Below are 17,571 nucleotides of genomic sequence, written 5' to 3'. Positions count from 1 at the left end.
GGCCTCGTCGTACGGACCCGGTGTCCGCGGCCGGTACTCCGCGCTCAGTACTCCGCCGTCACCTCGAACAGGGCGAAGGGGCTCGGGCGTCCGCGGTCCTGGAAGGCACGGAGCGGGGACGTCGTACCGCGGTGGGCCGAGCCCTCCTCCCAGGAGCGGAAGGCCGCCATGCTCTCCCAGGCGCTGAGCACGGCGTAGCCGCCGGGGGCGGTGAGGTCGCGCAGCAGTTCGTTGCCCAGGAGGCCCGGAGTGCCGGCGAGTTCCTTGCTGATGAGGTGGTACGCCTCCTCGACCTCGGGCACCTGCTCGGGTTCGGCCCGCAGATGGAGCAGGACCCGTACCCGGCCGGGGGCGGCGCTCATCGGCCGTCCTCCAGCACGTGCATCAGCGCCAGCGAGCCGCTCTCGCGGTACGGGTGCAGTCTCTCCCGGTGGAGCACATGCCCCGGGCTGCTCTCGAAGGCGAGGAACGCGTCCCGGTCGGTCCAGTCGCTGACCACGTAGTACACGTCGTCCTCCTGGGCGCTGCGGGCGAGGGTGTGCCCCAGGTTGGCCTCCTGGGCGGTGACCTCCTCGCTGCCCTCCGCCCAGACCTTCTCGAAGCCGGCCGCCATGCCCGGTTTGACCCGTACGGTCAGCAGCACCCGGAACGGCCTGTTCCCCGCGGCCATCTCAGACACCCCCGTCGACGTGCAGGGTCTCACCGTTGACGTACGTGGACAGGTCACTGGCCAGGAACAGCACCGCGCCGGCGATCTCGTCCGGGCGGCCGAAGCGGCCCAGGGCCATCATGCGCAGATAGCGCTCGTCGTACGCGGCGCGCTGCTCGTCGGTCAGCTCGTCGGGCTCGGAGGTGTCGATGACGCCGGGGGCGACCACGTTGAAGCGGATGCCCTTGCCGCCGAACTCCTTGCACAGCGAGCGGGTGAGGCCGACGAGACCGGCCTTGGAAGCGGTGTAGTGGCCGCGCAGCGGAATGCCGGCGACGGCGCCGCGGGAGCCGATGTTGATGACGGAGGAGCCCTCGCGCAGCAGCGGAAGCGCCTTGCTGACGACCATGAACGGGCCGGTGAGGTTGGTGGTCAGCACCCGCTCCCACTCCTCGAACGGCAGCTGGGCGAACGGGATCTGGCTGATCACGCCCGCGTTGTTGACCAGGACGTCCAGCCTCTCGAACCGGCTGCGGCATTCGTCGAGGAGGCGCTCCACACCCTCGGCGGTGCCGACATCGGCGCGCACCAGGACATGGTCGCCCCCGATCTCCTTCAGCTCGCGGGCGAGGCTGTCCACGGCCTCGCCCTCCGTGCGGTAGCAGGTGACCACCGTGGCGCCTGCCTTGGCCAGGGCCAGCACGACGGCTCGCCCGATTCCCCGGCTGCCGCCGGTGACCAGTGCGTTCCTGCCGACCAGTCGAAGTTCCATGCCGTCCTCCGTGATCTACGTGAGCCGGCGGCCTCTGCCGCGTCGGTTCGGTTCGGTTCGGTCCGTTCACCGGCCGTCGGGGAGCGGGCGGCACTCCAGAACCGCCCAGCGCCCCGCCACCGGCTCGTTCACCAGCTCGAAGCCCGCCGTCGCGAGCAGCGCGCGCCACTGGTCCTCGCCGCGCTCCCGGCCGCCGAACCGGACGAGCATGTCCAGGTCGAGCAGCTTGCCGCGGTCCCAGTCGTTGGCCGGGCCGACGAGGAACTCGCAGATCAGCAGCCGCCCGTCGGGCACATCGCGGAGGGCCTCGCGGACCCTGCGCAGGATCGCCGCCGCCCGTTCGTCGTCCCAGTCGTGCAGTACGGCCTTCAGTACGTAGGCGTCGTGGCCCGGCGGGAGCGCGCCGAAGAAGTCGCCGGGCACCACCTCGACGCGGGCGCTGACGCCGGCCTCCTCGAACAGCTTGGGCGCCTCCTCCTCCACCACCACCGGCCGGTCGACGAGCGTGCCCCGTACCCCGGCGTGGCGGGTGAGCAGCTCGGCGAGGAACAGGCCCCGGCCGCCGCCGACGTCCACGAGGCGGGGGAAGCGGCCGAAGTCGTAGGAGTCCAGCAGCATGCGGGAGGTGGCCCGGCTCATCCCGGTCATCGCCCGGTCGAACAGGGCGCCCGCGCGCGGGTCGCGCTCCAGGTGCTCGAAGAAGCCGTGGCCGTAGACATGCTCGAACGCGGGGCGGCCGGTGCGTACGGTGTGCATCAGCGCCCCGTAGGAGCGCCACAGCATCTCGTCGCCGTTGTAGAGGACCATGTCCCGCTGACTGCCGGGCACGTCGGCGCGCAGGGCCTGGCCGACCTCGGTGAGCGCGTACCGGCCGTCGGGTTCCTCGGCGAGGACGCCGAACGCCGCGGCGACCCGCAGGACGCGGCCCAGCGCGTCCGCGTGGGTGCCGGTCCGCCCGGCGAGGTCGGTGACGCCGAGCGGGCCGTCGGCGAGCAGCCCGGCGATGTCGAGTTCGGCGACGACGTGCAGGACCCGGGAGACGCGCTTGCCGTCGGTGAGCAGCAGCAGCCGTACATGGGGTGGCAGCGCGGCGGTCATCGCCGGGCCGACCACTCCGGTCATGGTGTCCACACCTTCTCCTTGTCGGGATGTCGGGTTACAGGAGTACGGCGGCCGCGGCGACGTTGGTCAGCAGGGCCGCGACGGCGAACGAGCCGCGGACCCGGTTCCAGCGGATCCACCGCTCCCGGGGGTCGAGCCGGTCGAAGTCCGCGGGCAGGTCCCGCGGATCGAGCGTGGACAGCCACCGGTTGATCGGGACGTTGCGGGTCAGCGACACCGTCATGGCGGCGGCCAGCAGCAGCGCGGCGAGGGCCGCGAGCAGGCGCACGGCGGTCCGGTCCGCGAGGGCCGCCAGCGCCAGGTCGCACAGCAGACAGCTGACCAGCGACACCGGCATGAACGGGTCGAAGCGGGTGACGAGTCCCTGGTGTACGGGCACGTACATCCGGGTGGGCAGCGTGGTGAACAGGGGCGCCGCGAGGACGGATATGGCGAGGCCGCCGGCGGCGAGGCCGCCGGCGATCAGCGCCAGGGGCAGCAGTATCCGAACCGGATCGACCACGACTCAGCCCTCCCGGACCCTTCAGAACCATGTCGCCGCTCGGTGCGGCGGACGCCTGACACGACTCTCGGAGCCTGCGGTCGAAACGGGCTCGAAGACCGCTTGACGATCACGGCCGGGGTGGGCGCGCCGGCCCGCGTGGGTGTCCCATCCGTGTCCGCGGGGGTGTCCGTGCGGGCACGGATGGGTCGAGCACCGCTCCACAGCGAATCGAGCAGGCCGGGGCAGGGTGACCGGCACACACCAACCAAGGCCGCGGGACCGGGAGTCGTGATGCTCGAAGAAGTGCTGAGCGGGGTCGTACTGATCGGAACGGGGACCGTCACCGGCGTGTTCGTGGCCGTTCTGGTCAGTGTGGGCCCCGCCATGTCCGCCATGGACCGCGCGGACTACCTGCGCGCCCACGCCCTGCTGGGCAAGGGGTATCACCCGCTGATGCCGCTCCTGGTCAACGCGGTCACGCTCAGCGGGTTCACCCTGGCCTTCCTCGCCGAGGGGCCGGGGCAGCTGCTGTTCCCGCTGGTCTCCGTGCTGCTCATCGGTGTGCAGGCGGTCTCGCATCTCGGCAACGTGCCGATCAACCGCTCGCTGAGCACGCTCGCCGCGCACGGCCCCTGGCAGGACCCGCGCCCGCTGTGGCGGGCCTGGCACCGGCTGCGCACCGCGCTGGCCGCCCTGGCACTGGTCGTCGTCACCGTCACGGTGCTCACCGCCCGGTGACGCCGTGACGTCCGGAACATTCCGACAGGAGGAACCGTCATGCCTCTGGACGCCATCACCTACCGCGTCCGTCCCGGCCATGAGGAAGAGCTCACCGAGGTCTTCTCGCCGTACAACTTCAGCCGGGTCGACTCCCCGGTGATCAGGGATTCCGCGGGGGAAACGGTCGGGATACTGCTGGGGACCGGCCTGTTCGTCCAGGACGACGTCCTGGTCCGGGTGATCCACCACGACGGTGTGGGCGCCGCCCGGGTCGCCCGGCACATGTCCGTGCAGAAGGGAGTGCACGAGGCCGAGCGGGCGATCAGCACCTATCTGACCGAGCCGCGGGACACCGAGACTCCCGAAGGTTTCCGCAACCACTTCCACCGCAGCCTGATGACGGTGCTGGAGCAGCACAGCCCCGACGAACGTCCCGCCGCCGGCACCGTCGCCCTGCGCTACCCCCTGCGGCCCGGCGCCGGCGCGGAACTGACCGCCTCCCGCGAGACCGCCAACAGCCGGGCCTCCCTGACGCTGGCGCCGGAACACCCCTCGATCATCCGCACCGCGCTGTTCCTGCACGAGGACACCCTGGTGCGGGTCGTCCAGTACGACGGCCATCCGTACGACGTCGTCGGCTACCTCACCGAGCGCTGCCACGGCCGGGACGCCGAACGGTGGCTGGCCCCCTACCTGGAGGGCGCCGGGCGGCCCGAGCACCCGGACGCGTATCTGGCGCTGGTGCACGAGCAGGCGATGCTGATGATCGCCCACATGTCGGCGCTGGGGGTCGACTGACGCCGGCGTACCCGCACACGGAAGAACCGCCGCCGGGCCCGGCCCGGCGGCGGTTCTCCGTTACATGGGGGCGCCGTCCGTCCGTCACACCTCGGGGTGGTCGAACCACTCGCCCAGCTTGGTCCCCATCAGCGGGCTGCCGCGCAGCTTCAGCTTCCCGGTCAGGAACGCCTTCGCGCCGGGCAGCTTGCCGACGCCCATGGCGAGCATGTCCGGAAACTTGATCCCGATGGTGATGTCCGGGCTCTCGTGGAGGCCCTTGTCGGTACGGCAGGTGCCCGCCTCGACATGGACGTAATGCAGCTTCTGGCCCTCGCCGGAGACGATGTCGAACTGGAAGACGCCCTTCTCGCCCTTGGCCTTCGCCGGGCTGAACTCCGACACGAGGAGGTCGAAGATCAGCGTGAGGGCGGCGTCCAGACCGCCCTCACGGCGGGCCACCGCCGCCTCCAGTTCCTTGGCCGGCACCGACTCGACCAGCTCGATCAGCTCGGTCACCTGTTCCGCTCGCGTACTCATGCGTTTCCTCCCGTTTCGTTTCGGCCGGACACTTCGGCAGTGGGTGTCTCGTGGCCGGGCAGTTCGTGGCCGGACAGCGCATGTCCGGACAGCTTGTGGAGCGGTTCCAGCAGGCTCATCCCGCCTCCCTCGCGCATCGGCCAGAGCCGTCCGAGGTATGCCTGCTGGGCTTCGCTGCGCTCGAAGGCGCGGAAGGACGGCTCGTCCGTCCAGTCGGTCAGCACCGTGTAGCAGCCGTCCGAGCCGGCCAGCCGGTACAGCTGCTGGCCGTGGTTGTCGGGGAGCCGGCGCACGAGGTCGGCGTGGCCGCGCCACAGCTCCTCGAATTCCGCCTCGTGGCCGGGGGCGATCCTGATCTCCAGCAGGACCCGCAGCCCGGGGCTCACGGCGCCACCGCCTGCCGCGCGGCCTCCTCCACGAGACCCTTGACCCGGGCCATCTCCCGGCGGGTGTTGGTGTTCAGCCGCTCCGTCATCTCGGGGTCGCCGAACGGCAGGCCCTGGCGGACCGTGAACTCCTGCTGCCAGCGCATCTCCACGCCGGCGTCGGTCTGGACGTAGGACCAGTACAGGTCCATGAACTCGAACGGGCCGGTCTCGATCCGCCGGGCGCGCACGGTACGGGTGACGGGGTCGGGGGTGCGCTCGGAGACCCAGCTCCAGACCCGGCCCTGCTCGTCCGGGTGGAGGGTGAGCCGGAAGCGGACGGTGGCGCCGTCGCGCTCCAGGATCTCGGCCGCCGCGTACTCGGAGAACAACTGCGGCCAGGTCTCGACGTCGTTCGTCATGTCCCACACCAGCTGCAGGGGCGCGTCGACGACGATCGCGTTGTCGGTACGGGCCATGTCAGACCGCCGCCAGGCTGGTGTTGACGTAGTCGATCACGGCCTGCGGGGACTGCATCGACTCGATGGCCTCGTCCGGGATCTTCAGCCCGTACGCGCGCTGGAGCTGGCTGGCGATCTCCAGCACCGCGAGGGAGTCGTAGCCGAGGTCGGAGAAGGAGGTGCCGAGGTCGCCCTCGGTGATCTCCTGTCCGTCGAGCTCCCCGATGCAGCGGCTCATGATCGTCTTCAGGTCGTCGAAGGTGATGCTGCTCATGCGTTCCTCCTGGGAACCGGATACGTGAATCGGGCACGTGAATCGAACGGGAAACGGGCGGTCGCCCTGGAAACGGCGGACGGGGTACGGGGCGGCCGGTCACGCCGCGCGCAGCACCACGGCCGCGTTGAAGCCGCCGTAGCCCCGGGCGAGGACCACGGCGGTGCGCAGACCGGCCGCGCGGGGCCGGCCGGTGACCAGGTCGAGGCGGTGGGCGGGGTCGGGGCTGACGTTGACCGAGGGCGGGATCACCTGGTCGCGCAGGGCGAGCGCGGCCGCGGCCACATCGAGGGCGGCGCCGCCGGCGTAGAGGCGGCCGGTCATCGTCTTGGGGACGGTCACCGGGACCCCGGCGGCTCCGAAGACCTCCGCGAGGGCCTCGGCCTCCTGACGGTCCAGCTCGGGGACGCCGTAGCCGTCGGCGAAGACGACGTCGATGTCCCCGGGGGCCGTCCCGGCGTCGTCGAGGGCGAGTTCGAGTGCGCGCCGGAGGCCCGGCGGGCGGCCCGAGCCGGGGCGCGGGTCGGTGGTCGCGGCGTAGCCCGCGAGTTCGGCGTAGATCCGGCCGGCACCCCGGGCGCGGGCGTCGGCCGCGCTCTCCACGACCAGGATCGCCCCGCCCTCCCCGGGTACATAGCCGCGCGCCGCGGGGTCGAACGGCACGAACGCGCGGTCGGGCCGCGGGTCCTCGCTGAGCCGCCCGTTGGAGAGCTGGCAGACCAGACCGTACGGCGACAGCGAGGCGTCGGTGCCGCCGGACAGGACAAGACGGGTGCCCTTGGCGAGGACCCGGCGGGCCTGCGCCAGCGCGTCCAGGCCGCCGGCCTGCTCCGAGCAGAGCACCCCGCAGGGCCCGCGCATGCCGTGCCGGATGGACAGCTGGCCGGTGGTCGCCGCGTAGAACCAGGCGATGGACATGTAGGCGCCGACCGCCTGAGGCCCCTCGGAGTACAGCTTCTGCAGTTCACGCTGGCCGAACTCGACTCCGCCGGAGGAGTTCGCGGTGATGACCGCCATGTCCAGGTCGGCGAGCGAGTCCTCGGCCACCCCCGCGTCGGCGAGAGCCTCGTTGGCCGCGGCGAAGGCGTACTGGGTCATGGCGTCGGTCTCGGCGACCAGCCGGGCCGGGGCGTGGTCGGCCGGCGCGAAGCCGGTGGCCTCGCCCCCGACGCCGACCGGGTAGCCGGCCGGGTCGAAACGGCTGATCCGGCCCAGCCCCGACGTGCCTTCCAGGGTCGCCCGCCACCAGGTCTCCCGGTCCAGGCCGTTGGGCGCGACGACCCCGATCCCGGTGATGACGGGGGCGCCCGCTCGGTCGCGTACGGCTCGGTCGCGTACGGCCCTTTCCCGTACGGCCTTCTCCTGCGCGGCCCTTTCCTGTACGGCGCTCACCCGATCCTCCTCGGTGAAGCCAGCACCACGGCGCTCTGGAAGCCGCCGAAGCCGCTGCCGACGCTGAGCACCACGTCCAGGGCCGCCTCGCGCGCGGTGCCGGGGACGTAGTCCAGGTCGCACTCGGGGTCCGGCTCCTCGTAGTTGGCGGTGGGCGGGACGGTGCCCCGGTCGATGGCGAGCGCGCTGGCCGCGATCTCGATGGAGCCGATCGAACCCAGCGAGTGCCCGACCATCGACTTGATGGAGCTGACGGGGATCCGGTAGGCGTGGTCGCCGAGGCTGCGCTTGTACGCGGCCGTCTCGTGCCGGTCGTTCTGCCGGGTACCGGAGCCGTGGGCGTTGGCGTAGTCGACCTCGTCCGGGTTGATCCGGGCCTCGTCGAGCGCGGCGGTGATCGCCTCGCCCATCTCCCGCCCGTCGGCCCGCAATCCGGTCATGTGGTAGCCGTTGGCGCGGGCCGCGTACCCGGCGACCTCGCAGTAGATCCGGGCCCCGCGGCGGCGCGCGTGCTCCAGTTCCTCCACGACGAACACGGCCGAGCCCTCGCCGAGCACCAGGCCGTTGCGCCGCAGGTCGAACGGGCGGCAGGCGTGCTCGGGGTCGTCGTTGCTGGTGGAGGAGGCGCGCAAGGCGTCGAAGCAGGACACGGTGACCGGGTAGATCGGCGCGTCCGTGGCCCCGGCGACCATCACCTCGGCGGAGCCCTCCCGGATGAGGTCGACGGCGTACCCGACGGCGTCGATGCCGGCACAGCAGCCCGAGCTGACCACGGTGGACGGCCCCTCGGCGCCGACCGCCCAGGCCACCTCGGTGGCCAGGGAGCTGGACATCACGTACGAGTACAGGTGCGGCGCCATGTAGTCCGGGTCCACCAGCCAGCGGCGGCCGTTGTCGCTGACGGTGCGGTACTCCTGCTCCATGGAGATCGCGTTGCCGACGCCGTTGCCGATGCTCACGCCCCGGCGGTGCGGGTCCGTCGCGGCCAGGTCGAGGCCGCTGTCGGCGACCGCCTCCCGGGCGGCGGCCAGCGCGAACTGGCCGGCTCGGTCGGTGCGCCGGATCTCCTGGTACGACAGTCCGGCCCGCTCGGGGTCCCAGTCGACCTCGGCGCCGACGCGGCCGCGGTACGGCGTGGGGTCGAAGAGCGTGATGCGCCGGGTCGCCGTACGGCCCTTGACGATCATCTCCCAGAATTCCTCGCGGCCCGGTCTGCCCGGGGCCACGACTCCGATACCGGTGATCACCGCGCGGCCGGTGCCCGGCGTGGTCATCGGGTGTCCCCCACTTCGGGCAGGGTGCCCTCGCCGGGCAACGGCTCGCAGTCGACGTGGCCGAGGTCGGGACGGGGCGCGAGCGGGCTGAGGAAGAAGGCCACATGGGCCTGCTCCTCGCCCGGGTTCTCGATGCGGTGCCGTACGCCGATGGGGACCATGAAGGACTCACCCGCCTCCAGCACCAGTTCCTTGCCCTCGACGCGCAGCAGGATCCGGCCGCGGATGGTGTGGAAGAACTCCTCGGAGTACGGGTGGTAGTGCTCGGAGACGAAGTCGCCGGGCTCCAGCGTGCCGACGCCCATGAAGCCGGACGTCGCACCGCAGGACTTGGGGCTGAGCAGCACGCGCAGATCGCCCCCGCGCCTGCGGTTGGGGGCCACGTCGTCTAGGGCGACCTTGATGAGGTCGGTGGTCTGCATGGTTGCTCCACAGAGGTGGGGAGTGGGGATCCCGGATGGACGGGCGGGGTGCGGCGAAAGAGCGGAAGAGCGGAAGAGCGGTCGAACGGAGGCGCGGAAGCGCGGTCGCGTCAGGGCGTCCAGGTGTAGAAGGGCTCGGCCATCGAGTCCTTGGGTTCGCGCCACGCGGGGTCGTAGGGCGTCATGTACTGCTGGAGCCGGAGGTTGACGTCCTGGTAGAGCGGGTGGCTGCGGGCTTGGTAGAGGCGGTCGCCGATGGTGTCCTCGGCCTCCACCAGGTGGAAGTACAGGCCGTGGAACCTGAACAGCGTGCGGCGCTGGACGCCGATCATGTGCGGCAGGTCGGTGGCGTCGGACTCGGCGAAGAGTGCCGCCACCTTGTCCGCGTCGGCGTGGTCCATCCGCGCGACGATGAGGGTGCGGTGAGCCATTGGGGACCCCCTTGGGGACAGGGACGATGAGAAGTGCCTAGGACAGGAACAGGGCCTGGAACGGGGCCAGGAGCAGAAACTGGAACCGGGCCGGGGCCAGGGAGCCTCAGTGGTGCGGCCTCAACGGCGGAGCGAGCGGTGGCTCCGTCCGGCGGCCCGCATCCGATGGTGGTCCGGGCGCCTTGAGGAGGCGTCCAGACCAACTCGACACCCGGCCCGACCGCAGAACCCGGCCGGTCTCAGATCCGGACCGTTCCGCGGGCCAGGACAAGAGCCGTCGCGGCGGCGGTGACGGCGAATCCCGCCAGGTAGGCCCAGAGCGGCAGGACGCCCACGAGGTGCGACAACTGGCCGCCGGCGCCCGCGCCGAGAGCCGCACCGAGGTAGAACAGGCCCATCATGCGGCTGCGGTGGCCCTCCGGCGCGACCTCGGCGGTGGTGCTCAGCCCGACCGGCCCGAAGATCAGCTCCCCGCACGTCATGCACAGGAAGGCGCCCAGCAGCCACAGCGGGGACACGAGGCGGCTGTCCGTGGCGAGCCCCGCACCGGCCGCCAGCACCAGGAAGCCGCCCGCCGCGCACAGCAGCCCGGCGGAGAACTTCCGGGCCGTGCCGGCGCGGCCCCCGATCCGCAGCCACAGCCAGGCGAACAGCGGCGCCAGCAGAAGCAGGAACAGCGGGTGGGCGGACTGGAACCAGCTGGCCGGTACGGCGAACCCGGCGACCTCCCGGTCGGTGTGCTCGCGCGCGAACAGGCTGAAGACGGAGCCGAGTTGGCCGTACATGGCCCAGAACAGCACCGACGGCACGAACACCGCCCGGTAGGCGCGGACCCGTTCGCGGGCGGCGGCGTCCAGGCCGTCGGCGCGCAGCAGCCGGCGGAAGGCGACGACCGGCAGCACCAGCGAGGCCAGCCCGCACAGCGCCAGCACCGGCCGCAGCGGAACCCCGCCGGCCGCCACCGCACCGGTCACGACCAGCACCGCGCCGGCCAGGACCGCCCACGCGCCCCGGACGAAGCGGCGCAGGGCGGCGGGCGGGAGCGGGCGGCTCGGGCCGGTACGGGCGCCGCTCAACGAGGAGGCGCCCCGCATGTACTGGCCCACGCCGAGCAGCATGCCCACGGCGGCCGCCCCGAAGCCCAGGTGCCAGTTCACGCGTTCCCCGAGGACGCCGGTGACCAGCGGACCGAGCAGCGCGCTGATCTGGATGCTCATGTAGAACAGCGAGAAGGCCGCCCGGCGCCGGGCACTGTCCGCCCCCGGGTTCATCTGGTCGAACATCACGGGGAGGTTGGGCTTGAGCAGCCCCGTGCCGGCGGCCACGAACACCAGCCCGATGTAGAAGCCGGCTTGGGCCGGCAGCGTCATGCACAGGTGGCCGGCGGCGATGACCAGGGCGCCGGTCAGCATGGCCCGGTGGGTGCCGAGGACCCGGTCGCCGAGCCAGCCGCCGGGCATCGCGGCGAGGAACGACGCGGAGACGTACAGCCCGAACAGGGCGCCCGCCGTCCCGTCGGAGAGCCCGAGCCCGCCGTCCGCCCCGGGCGCGGTGGCGTAGAGGAAGAGCAGGGCCTGCATGCCGTAGAAGCTGAAGCGTTCCCACATGTCGGTGAGGAACAGGGTGCTGAACCAGCGTTCGCGCAGCAGCGTCCAGACCGGGGGGTCGGCGGGGCGGGCCGCGGCGCGGGTGGTGACCGGCCGGCCGGTCACAGGGAGATCCCCCCGTCGATCCGCACCACCTGGCCGGTGATGTAGTCCGCCGCGTCGGAGAGCAGGAACGCCACCAGTTCGGCGACGGACTCCGGGGTCCCGAAGCGGCGCATGGCGATCCTGCCCACGGCGGCCTCCCGGGCTCTGGCCGTCATGCCGTCGAGCATGTCGGTCTCGATGAAGCCGGGGGCGACCGCGTTGACCCGCACCCCGTACGGCGCGACCTCCTTGGCCAGGGCGCGGGTGAGACCGTTGAGGCCGGCCTTCGCGGTGGCGTAGTTGGTCTGGCCGGGGTTGCCGTACACGCCGATGACCGACGAGACGTTGACGATCGCGCCCGCCCGCCGGGAGATCAGGCCCCGCAGTACGGCGCGGGAGACGTGGAACGCGCCGTCCAGACTGGTGCCCACGACCGCCTGCCAGTCCTGCGCGGACATCAGCGCCATCGGGCGGTCCCGCAGGACACCGGCCGAGTTGACCACGCCGTACGGCGGGCCGAGCTTCTCCTCGCACTCCTCGGTGAAGGCGCGGACCGCGTCCGCGTCGGTGACGTCGCACACGACGTGGTGGACGGGGGCGCCCGCCTCGGCCACCAGACGCGCGGTCTCCAGGGCCGCCTCGTCGGCGGCGCGGGAGCAGAAGCCGACGGCGTGGCCCGAGCGGGCCAGCCGGACGGCGATCGCGCGGCCGATGCCCCGCGATCCGCCGGTGACCAGTACACAGCGTTTCTCCTGCATCCGTACCTCCCAGGGGCGGCGGTACGGCGGCACGGCGGCCGCCGTGACCGCGTAGGGCCCGCGGTCACGGCGAGGATCGGCGAACGGCCTCGAGGGAGCCTCGAAACGGGACGGGACGGTCCTCCACCTGGCCTACGACGGAGTGCGCAGCCCTTACGGGACAGACAGGTCCACCGGCAACACGCCCGAGTGACCCGGCTCGCCGCCGAGGAGGCCCTCGGCGGCGAGCCGCTCCCTGGCCGCGCGGACGGCCCGCCGGTCCTCCTCGGGGCCCAGGGAGCGCGCCGGCAAGGTGCTCAGCACGGCGCTGTGGCCCGAGCGCACGGCCCGGTGCCCGCGCGCCAGGACGGTCAGGCTCCGGCCGGGCCCGGCCTCCACGAGCATCCGGTCGCCGTCGCCGAGCAGCCGCTCCAGCGTGGGCCGGAACAGCACGGGAGCGGTCGGCTGCGCCGCCCAGAACTCCGTGCTGAGCGCGTCCTCCGGGCGCACCGGCCGGGCGAGGTACGCGGAGTAGAGGGGCAGGGCGGGCGGGTGCAGGCCGACCGTGCGCAGCAGGACCTCGGTCTTCCGGGCCACCGGGTCCAGGGCCGGGCTGTGGTACGGGGTGCGGGTGGCCAGCCGCCGACTGGTGCGGCCGTCCGAGGCCAGCCGGCGCTCCACCGCGCGCAGCGCCCGCTCCGGGCCGGACAGGACGGTGTGCCGGGGGGCGTTGACGGCGCCCACCACGACGCCGTCGCCCAGATACGCGGCCAGCTCCGCCGCGCCGGCGGCGACCGCGAGCATCCCGCCGGGCGGGACGGCGCGCTGTGCCCTGACCCGCTCCCACAGCAGCATGACCGCGTCGGACAGGGAGAACACTCCGGCGAGGACGGCGGCGACGCACTCGCCCATGCTGTGGCCGAGGTAGGCGGCCGGGCGCACGCCCCAGCTCTCGACCAGCCGGCCCATGGCGTAGTCCACGGCGAACAGCAGGGGCGCGGCCCGGACGTCCGCGTCGAGCGGCGGCGCGGGCTCGCGCGTCAGCCAGTCGGCGCGGGCCGCCCGGCCCGCCCGACCCAGCGGATCCAGTACGGCGTCGACGGCGTCGGTGAAGACCGGCTCGCGACCGTACAGGCCGGCCGCCATACGGGCGTGCTGCGCGCCGGTCCCCGGGAACATCAGGACGACGGAACGCCCAGGACACTCACGACCGGATGACGATGACATGCCCGTAAGACTGGCGGGGTGAGGTGGAGCCGTTCTCCATCCGTGGTTGGAGGCGCTGTCGAGCCCGTCTTGAGCGTCCGGGTGCACGCTGTCCGGCATGAGCGTTGTCGACGAATCGCCGGCGGGCACCGGAACCGCCCAGGACAGCCGTCCCACCGACCGGGTCGCCGAACTCGCCGATCTGCGCGAGCAGGTGCGGCGGGGGCCCAGTGAGCGGGCGACCGAGGCCCAGCACGCGAAGGGCAAGCTGACCGCCCGGGAACGCCTCGCCACCCTCTTCGACGAGGGGACGTTCACCGAGACCGAGGAACTGCGCCGGCACCGCGCGACCGGCTTCGGCCTGGAGCACCGCCGGCCGCACACCGACGGCGTGGTCACCGGATGGGGCCGGGTGCACGGCCGTACCGTCTTCGCCTACGCCCATGACTTCCGTATCTTCGGCGGCGCCCTCGGCGAGGCCCACGCGGAGAAGATCCACAAGCTGATGGATCTCGCGGAGTCCGCGGGCGCCCCGCTCGTCGGGCTGTGCGACGGGGCGGGGGCGCGGATCCAGGAGGGTGTCACGGCCCTGGCCGGCTACGGCGGGATCTTCACCCGCAACGTCCGCAACTCCGGGGTCATCCCGCAGATCAGCGTGATCCTGGGCCCCTGCGCCGGCGGGGCCGCCTACTCGCCCGCCCTGACCGACTTCGTGTTCATGGTGCGCGGCACCGCGCAGATGTTCATCACGGGCCCCGACGTGGTGCAGACGGTGACCGGCGAGGTCGTCTCGCACGAGCGGCTGGGCGGCGCGGACACCCATGCGTCACTGTCGGGTGTGGCGCACTTCGCGTACGACGACGAGGCGTCCTGCCTGGAGGACGTCCGGCACCTGCTGTCGCTCCTGCCGGCCAACAACCGCGAACTCCCGCCCGCCGAGCCTCCTTCCGATCCGGCGGACCGCCGCACCGCCGCACTGCTGGACCTGGTGCCCGCCGACCCGGGGCGCTCGTACGACATGCGGGCGGTGATCGCGGAGGTGGTCGACGACGGCGACTTCTTCGAGGTGCAGGAGAACTGGGCCACCAACATCGTGTGCGCCCTGGCCCGGCTGGACGGCCGGGTCGTCGGTGTCGTCGCCAACCAGCCCGCCGCGCTCGCCGGAGTGCTGGACATCAACGCCTCCGAAAAGGCCGCGCGGTTCGTGCAGACCTGCGACGCCTTCAACATCCCGCTGGTGACCCTCGTCGACGTGCCCGGTTTCCTGCCCGGCGTGGACCAGGAGCACGGCGGCATCATCCGGCACGGCGCCAAGCTGCTGTACGCGTACTGCAATGCCACCGTGCCCCGGGTCCAGGTGATCCTGCGCAAGGCGTACGGCGGTGCGTACATCGTCATGGACTCCCGCTCCATCGGGACGGATGTGTCACTGGCCTGGCCGCACAACGAGATCGCGGTGATGGGGGCGGAGGGCGCGGCCGGCGTGATCTTCCGGCGGGAGATCGCGGCCGCCGCCGACCCCGAGGCCACCCGGGCCCGGCTGGTCAAGGAGTACCGCACGGAGCTGATGCACCCCTACTACGCGGCCGAACGCGGGCTCGTCGACAGCGTCATCGACCCGTCCGAGACCCGGGCCCGGCTGATCGGCGCGCTCGCCATGCTCCGTGCGAAGCACGCCCCGCTGCCGAGCCGCAAACACGGGAACCAGCCGCAGTGACGGCGCCCCGCGACCTCACCGCCCCGGTGCGCTTCGTGCGGGGCGCGCCCCGCCCCGAGGAACTGGCCGCCGTCCTGGTGGTCCTCACCGCCCTGGCCGCCACCCGACGGGACCCCGGCCCCCCGTCGGACCCGCCGAGGGCCGCCTGGCCGGTCGCGGCCCGCCCCTTCAGGGCGTCGGCCCCCGCCTGGGCGGCTGCCGCGGGCCCGCAGTGGCGGGAGTCGTCCCCGGGCTGAATCCGCGCGGGAAGCGGGCCTGTTGCTCGGAGACCATCAGGCAGGAGGCGCCTTGTCCAGGGCCGGTGCGCGGCAGCGGCAACCTTCGCCGCCCCGGCGGCAACCACTCCGTATCTCTTCCCCCACCGTGTCCGACACAGATCGGAAGAATCCATGAGTGAGATACGCAGTACGGCCCGCCCCCGCAAGCGGTGGACCACCCTGGCCGCCGGTGTCCCGCTGGCCCTCGCCGCCGCCGGGGTCATGGCGTACGGCAGCGGCCCCGGGACGTTCCCGGCGGACGGGCAGCGGACGGTCGCCGCGGCGGTTCCGGCCGCCGCCCCCGCCTGGGCCGCCGATGTGGCGGACGGGTTCGCCTCCGTCAACGCCCTCGGCCAGAACGGGACGTACGGCGGACGGGACGGCAGGACCGTCACCGTGACGACGACCGCGGATCTGGAGAAGTACGCCACCGCCGCGGAGCCGTACGTCATCGTCGTGGCCGCGGCCCTCACCATGAACCCGGTCGGCAAGGAGATCAAGGTCGCCTCGGACAAGACGATCGTGGGCCGGGGGACCTCCGGGCAGATCGTCGGCGGTGGGTTCTTCCTCGGCCAGGGCGTGCACAACGTGATCATCCGTAACCTGACGATCCGTGACGCGTACCAGGGCATCTGGAACGACAAGGACCACGACTTCGACGGCATCCAGATGGACGGCGCCCACCATGTGTGGATCGACCACAACGACTTCCGGCGGATGGCCGACGGGCTCATCGACAGCCGCAAGGACACCACGTACGTGACGGTGTCCTGGAACAAGCTGAGCGACAACAACAAGACGTTCGGCATCGGTTGGACCGAGAACGTCACCGCCGCCCTCACCATCCACCACAACTGGTTCCGCGAGACCGAGCAGCGCAATCCGTCCACCGACAACGTCGCTCAGGCGCACCTCTACAACAACTACCTGGAGGACGTGGCGGGCACCGCCATCAACTCCTCCTACGGCAACTACTCGCGCGGGAACACGAAGATGGTCCTGGAGAACAGCTACTTCCAGGGCATGAAGAACCCGGTCCAGAAGGACTCCACCGCCTCCGTCGTCCAGCGGGGGAACGTCTTCTCCGGTACGAGCGGGCGCAACGAGAGCGGCGGTACGGCGTTCGACCCGAAGGCGTACTACAGCTACACGCTCGACAAGGCCGCCGATGTCCCGGCGCTTCTCAGGTCCGGGACGGGGCCGCGTAGTGCGATCGGGGCGGTGGACGCGGCGGGTGCGGTGGGTGCGGAACGTACGGCCGCCGCGACCACGATCACCGTCGCCAAGGACGGCAGCGGCCAGTACACCAGCGTGCAGAAGGCCGTCGACGCCGTACCGGCGGGCAACGCCTCCCGGGTCGTCATCCTGGTCAAGCCCGGTACGTACCGCGAGACCGTCAAGGTCCCCTCGAACAAGCCGCATGTCACCATCCAGGGCTCGGGCGCCAGTCGCAAGGACACCGAGATCGTGTACAACAACGCGGCGGGCACCGCGAAGCCGGACGGGGGTACGTACGGCACCAGTGGCAGCGCGAGCGTCGCCGTCGAGGCCGACGACTTCCAGGCCCGCAACCTGACCATCAGCAACGACTTCGACGAGGCGAGGAACCAGGGCCTCTCCGGTCATCAGGCAGTCGCCCTGCGCACCGCCGCGGACAAGGTCTTCCTCGACGGGGTCATCGTCAACGGCGACCAGGACACCCTGCTGCTGGACACCGCGGCCAAGGACCGGCTCGGCCGGGTCTATGTCACCAACTCCTATGTCACGGGCAACGTCGACTTCATCTTCGGCCGCGCCAGCGCCGTGATCGACAGGTCCGTGATCACCCTCAAGAAGCGCTGGGACGGCAGTTCGGCCGGGTACATCACCGCGCCGAGCACCGCCGCGGGCCGCAAGGGCATCCTCATCAACCGCTCGACCGTCAACGGTGACGTGTCCTCGGCCACCTTCTACCTGGGCCGGCCCTGGCACGCGGGCGGCGACGCCTCCCTCGACCCGCAGACCACCGTCCGCGAGTCCACGCTGAGCGCCGCGATCAGGACGACCCCGTGGACCGACATGAGCGGCTTCTCGTGGAAGGACGACCGCTTCGCCGAGTACAAGAACACCGGCCCCGGCTCCGGCTCCGCGAGCGGCGACCGGCCGCACCTCAGCGACTCCCAGGCGGCGGGCCAGGAGGTCGCGGACTGGCTGGGCGACTGGACGCCCACGGCCGGCTGAGCGGGCTGTCGGTCGCGGCGCCCGGCCCGTCCGCCGCGGGCCGGGCGCCGTCAGGTGAGG

21 protein-coding genes are annotated in these 17,571 nt (G+C 72.2%); 5 read left to right on the top strand and 16 right to left on the bottom strand.

The annotated features are described in order from the left end of the window. Positions 1-44: 44 nt before the first annotated feature. The 5 genes from ACFTZC_RS19680 to ACFTZC_RS19660 form a co-directional block, all read right to left on the bottom strand. Positions 45-362 carry an antibiotic biosynthesis monooxygenase family protein gene (locus tag ACFTZC_RS19680; protein WP_382891343.1) on the bottom strand — a complete coding sequence of 106 codons (318 nt, stop codon included), beginning with the start codon at positions 360-362 and terminating at the stop codon, positions 45-47. Then, complete coding sequence (locus ACFTZC_RS19675) at positions 359-670, bottom strand: antibiotic biosynthesis monooxygenase family protein (RefSeq protein ID WP_382891341.1); 312 nt, start codon at positions 668-670, stop codon at positions 359-361. The genes ACFTZC_RS19680 and ACFTZC_RS19675 overlap by 4 nt, the downstream gene beginning before the upstream one ends. 1 nt (position 671) lies before the next feature. Continuing rightward, positions 672-1,421 carry an SDR family NAD(P)-dependent oxidoreductase gene (locus tag ACFTZC_RS19670; protein ID WP_382891339.1) on the bottom strand — a complete coding sequence of 250 codons (750 nt, stop codon included), beginning with the start codon at positions 1,419-1,421 and terminating at the stop codon, positions 672-674. 66 nt (positions 1,422-1,487) lie between these two features. Next, on the bottom strand, positions 1,488-2,543 hold the full coding sequence (locus ACFTZC_RS19665; RefSeq protein ID WP_382891392.1) for a methyltransferase: 1,056 nt from the start codon (positions 2,541-2,543) through the stop codon (positions 1,488-1,490). Positions 2,544-2,577: 34 nt separating this feature from the next. Beyond that, the gene (locus tag ACFTZC_RS19660) at positions 2,578-3,045 is read right to left on the bottom strand and encodes an anthrone oxygenase family protein (protein WP_382891337.1); all 468 of its coding nucleotides are present in this window, start codon (positions 3,043-3,045) and stop codon (positions 2,578-2,580) included. Between the two features lie 273 nt (positions 3,046-3,318). Here ACFTZC_RS19660 and ACFTZC_RS19655 point away from each other — a divergent pair, with 273 nt between their 5' ends. Both ACFTZC_RS19655 and ACFTZC_RS19650 read left to right on the top strand, forming a co-directional pair. Further along, on the top strand, positions 3,319-3,765 hold the full coding sequence (locus ACFTZC_RS19655) for an anthrone oxygenase family protein (protein WP_382891335.1): 447 nt from the start codon (positions 3,319-3,321) through the stop codon (positions 3,763-3,765). A 39-nt stretch (positions 3,766-3,804) separates the two neighbouring features. Next, the gene (locus ACFTZC_RS19650; protein ID WP_382891333.1) at positions 3,805-4,545 is read left to right on the top strand and encodes a SchA/CurD-like domain-containing protein; all 741 of its coding nucleotides are present in this window, start codon (positions 3,805-3,807) and stop codon (positions 4,543-4,545) included. 84 nt (positions 4,546-4,629) lie between these two features. On the opposite strand, the gene ACFTZC_RS19645 is transcribed toward ACFTZC_RS19650, so the two are convergent. From ACFTZC_RS19645 to ACFTZC_RS19595, 11 genes are all read right to left on the bottom strand, one after another. Further along, positions 4,630-5,064, bottom strand: a complete 435-nt coding sequence (locus tag ACFTZC_RS19645; protein ID WP_382891331.1) for an SCP2 sterol-binding domain-containing protein — start codon at positions 5,062-5,064, stop codon at positions 4,630-4,632. Beyond that, positions 5,061-5,450, bottom strand: coding sequence for an antibiotic biosynthesis monooxygenase family protein (locus tag ACFTZC_RS19640; RefSeq protein ID WP_382891329.1), 390 nt, complete (start codon positions 5,448-5,450; stop codon positions 5,061-5,063). The genes ACFTZC_RS19645 and ACFTZC_RS19640 overlap by 4 nt, the downstream gene beginning before the upstream one ends. Further along, the gene (locus tag ACFTZC_RS19635) at positions 5,447-5,908 is read right to left on the bottom strand and encodes an SRPBCC family protein (RefSeq protein WP_382891327.1); all 462 of its coding nucleotides are present in this window, start codon (positions 5,906-5,908) and stop codon (positions 5,447-5,449) included. Before ACFTZC_RS19635 ends, ACFTZC_RS19640 begins: the two co-directional genes overlap by 4 nt. A gap of 1 nt (position 5,909) precedes the next feature. Then, the gene (locus ACFTZC_RS19630; protein ID WP_382891325.1) at positions 5,910-6,164 is read right to left on the bottom strand and encodes an acyl carrier protein; all 255 of its coding nucleotides are present in this window, start codon (positions 6,162-6,164) and stop codon (positions 5,910-5,912) included. Positions 6,165-6,263: 99 nt separating this feature from the next. Further along, positions 6,264-7,460 carry a ketosynthase chain-length factor gene (locus tag ACFTZC_RS19625; protein WP_382891390.1) on the bottom strand — a complete coding sequence of 399 codons (1,197 nt, stop codon included), beginning with the start codon at positions 7,458-7,460 and terminating at the stop codon, positions 6,264-6,266. A gap of 92 nt (positions 7,461-7,552) precedes the next feature. Beyond that, entirely contained in the window at positions 7,553-8,830 is a 1,278-nt protein-coding gene (locus ACFTZC_RS19620; protein ID WP_382891323.1) for a beta-ketoacyl-[acyl-carrier-protein] synthase family protein, read from the bottom strand. Further along, positions 8,827-9,252, bottom strand: a complete 426-nt coding sequence (locus ACFTZC_RS19615; protein ID WP_382891321.1) for a cupin domain-containing protein — start codon at positions 9,250-9,252, stop codon at positions 8,827-8,829. Before ACFTZC_RS19615 ends, ACFTZC_RS19620 begins: the two co-directional genes overlap by 4 nt. A gap of 110 nt (positions 9,253-9,362) precedes the next feature. Next, on the bottom strand, positions 9,363-9,683 hold the full coding sequence (locus tag ACFTZC_RS19610) for a TcmI family type II polyketide cyclase (RefSeq protein WP_382891319.1): 321 nt from the start codon (positions 9,681-9,683) through the stop codon (positions 9,363-9,365). 239 nt (positions 9,684-9,922) lie between these two features. Next, a complete protein-coding gene (locus ACFTZC_RS19605) occupies positions 9,923-11,395 on the bottom strand; it encodes a peptide MFS transporter (RefSeq protein ID WP_382891317.1) in 1,473 nt (490 codons plus the stop codon). After that, positions 11,392-12,132, bottom strand: coding sequence for a 3-oxoacyl-ACP reductase FabG (fabG, locus tag ACFTZC_RS19600; RefSeq protein WP_382891315.1), 741 nt, complete (start codon positions 12,130-12,132; stop codon positions 11,392-11,394). The genes ACFTZC_RS19605 and fabG overlap by 4 nt, the downstream gene beginning before the upstream one ends. Before the next feature lie 153 nt (positions 12,133-12,285). Further along, the gene (locus ACFTZC_RS19595) at positions 12,286-13,290 is read right to left on the bottom strand and encodes an acyltransferase domain-containing protein (RefSeq protein WP_382891313.1); all 1,005 of its coding nucleotides are present in this window, start codon (positions 13,288-13,290) and stop codon (positions 12,286-12,288) included. 145 nt (positions 13,291-13,435) lie between these two features. On the opposite strand from ACFTZC_RS19595, the gene ACFTZC_RS19590 reads away from it, so the two are divergent. From ACFTZC_RS19590 to ACFTZC_RS19580, 3 genes are all read left to right on the top strand, one after another. Further along, on the top strand, positions 13,436-15,034 hold the full coding sequence (locus ACFTZC_RS19590; protein ID WP_382891311.1) for an acyl-CoA carboxylase subunit beta: 1,599 nt from the start codon (positions 13,436-13,438) through the stop codon (positions 15,032-15,034). After that, positions 15,031-15,270, top strand: coding sequence for an acyl-CoA carboxylase epsilon subunit (locus ACFTZC_RS19585; RefSeq protein ID WP_382891309.1), 240 nt, complete (start codon positions 15,031-15,033; stop codon positions 15,268-15,270). The genes ACFTZC_RS19590 and ACFTZC_RS19585 overlap by 4 nt, the downstream gene beginning before the upstream one ends. A 153-nt stretch (positions 15,271-15,423) precedes the next feature. Then, positions 15,424-17,511 (top strand): pectinesterase family protein, encoded by a 2,088-nt coding sequence (locus tag ACFTZC_RS19580; RefSeq protein WP_382891307.1) that lies wholly within the window; start codon positions 15,424-15,426, stop codon positions 17,509-17,511. The last annotated feature ends 60 nt before the right edge of the window (positions 17,512-17,571 follow it).

It is taken from the genome of Streptomyces sp. NPDC056987 (assembly GCF_042673865.1).
In the GTDB taxonomy this organism is placed as follows: Bacteria; Actinomycetota; Actinomycetes; order Streptomycetales; family Streptomycetaceae; genus Streptomyces.
Note: the sequence above shows the minus strand (reverse complement) of the source record. Positions and strands in the feature narration are given on the sequence as shown.

Bases quoted from the DNA above. Each gene is read 5' to 3' on its own strand.
- ACFTZC_RS19680 (WP_382891343.1), bottom strand. From the start codon at position 362: ATGAGCGCCGCCCCCGGCCGGGTACGGGTCCTGCTCCATCTGCGGGCC.
- ACFTZC_RS19675 (WP_382891341.1), bottom strand. From the start codon at position 670: ATGGCCGCGGGGAACAGGCCGTTCCGGGTGCTGCTGACCGTACGGGTC.
- ACFTZC_RS19670 (WP_382891339.1), bottom strand. From the start codon at position 1,421: ATGGAACTTCGACTGGTCGGCAGGAACGCACTGGTCACCGGCGGCAGC.
- ACFTZC_RS19665 (WP_382891392.1), bottom strand. From the start codon at position 2,543: ATGACCGGAGTGGTCGGCCCGGCGATGACCGCCGCGCTGCCACCCCAT.
- ACFTZC_RS19655 (WP_382891335.1), top strand. From the start codon at position 3,319: ATGCTCGAAGAAGTGCTGAGCGGGGTCGTACTGATCGGAACGGGGACC.
- ACFTZC_RS19650 (WP_382891333.1), top strand. From the start codon at position 3,805: ATGCCTCTGGACGCCATCACCTACCGCGTCCGTCCCGGCCATGAGGAA.
- ACFTZC_RS19645 (WP_382891331.1), bottom strand. From the start codon at position 5,064: ATGAGTACGCGAGCGGAACAGGTGACCGAGCTGATCGAGCTGGTCGAG.
- ACFTZC_RS19635 (WP_382891327.1), bottom strand. From the start codon at position 5,908: ATGGCCCGTACCGACAACGCGATCGTCGTCGACGCGCCCCTGCAGCTG.
- ACFTZC_RS19630 (WP_382891325.1), bottom strand. From the start codon at position 6,164: ATGAGCAGCATCACCTTCGACGACCTGAAGACGATCATGAGCCGCTGC.
- ACFTZC_RS19620 (WP_382891323.1), bottom strand. From the start codon at position 8,830: ATGACCACGCCGGGCACCGGCCGCGCGGTGATCACCGGTATCGGAGTC.
- ACFTZC_RS19615 (WP_382891321.1), bottom strand. From the start codon at position 9,252: ATGCAGACCACCGACCTCATCAAGGTCGCCCTAGACGACGTGGCCCCC.
- ACFTZC_RS19610 (WP_382891319.1), bottom strand. From the start codon at position 9,683: ATGGCTCACCGCACCCTCATCGTCGCGCGGATGGACCACGCCGACGCG.
- fabG (WP_382891315.1), bottom strand. From the start codon at position 12,132: ATGCAGGAGAAACGCTGTGTACTGGTCACCGGCGGATCGCGGGGCATC.
- ACFTZC_RS19595 (WP_382891313.1), bottom strand. From the start codon at position 13,290: ATGTTCCCGGGGACCGGCGCGCAGCACGCCCGTATGGCGGCCGGCCTG.
- ACFTZC_RS19590 (WP_382891311.1), top strand. From the start codon at position 13,436: ATGAGCGTTGTCGACGAATCGCCGGCGGGCACCGGAACCGCCCAGGAC.
- ACFTZC_RS19580 (WP_382891307.1), top strand. From the start codon at position 15,424: ATGAGTGAGATACGCAGTACGGCCCGCCCCCGCAAGCGGTGGACCACC.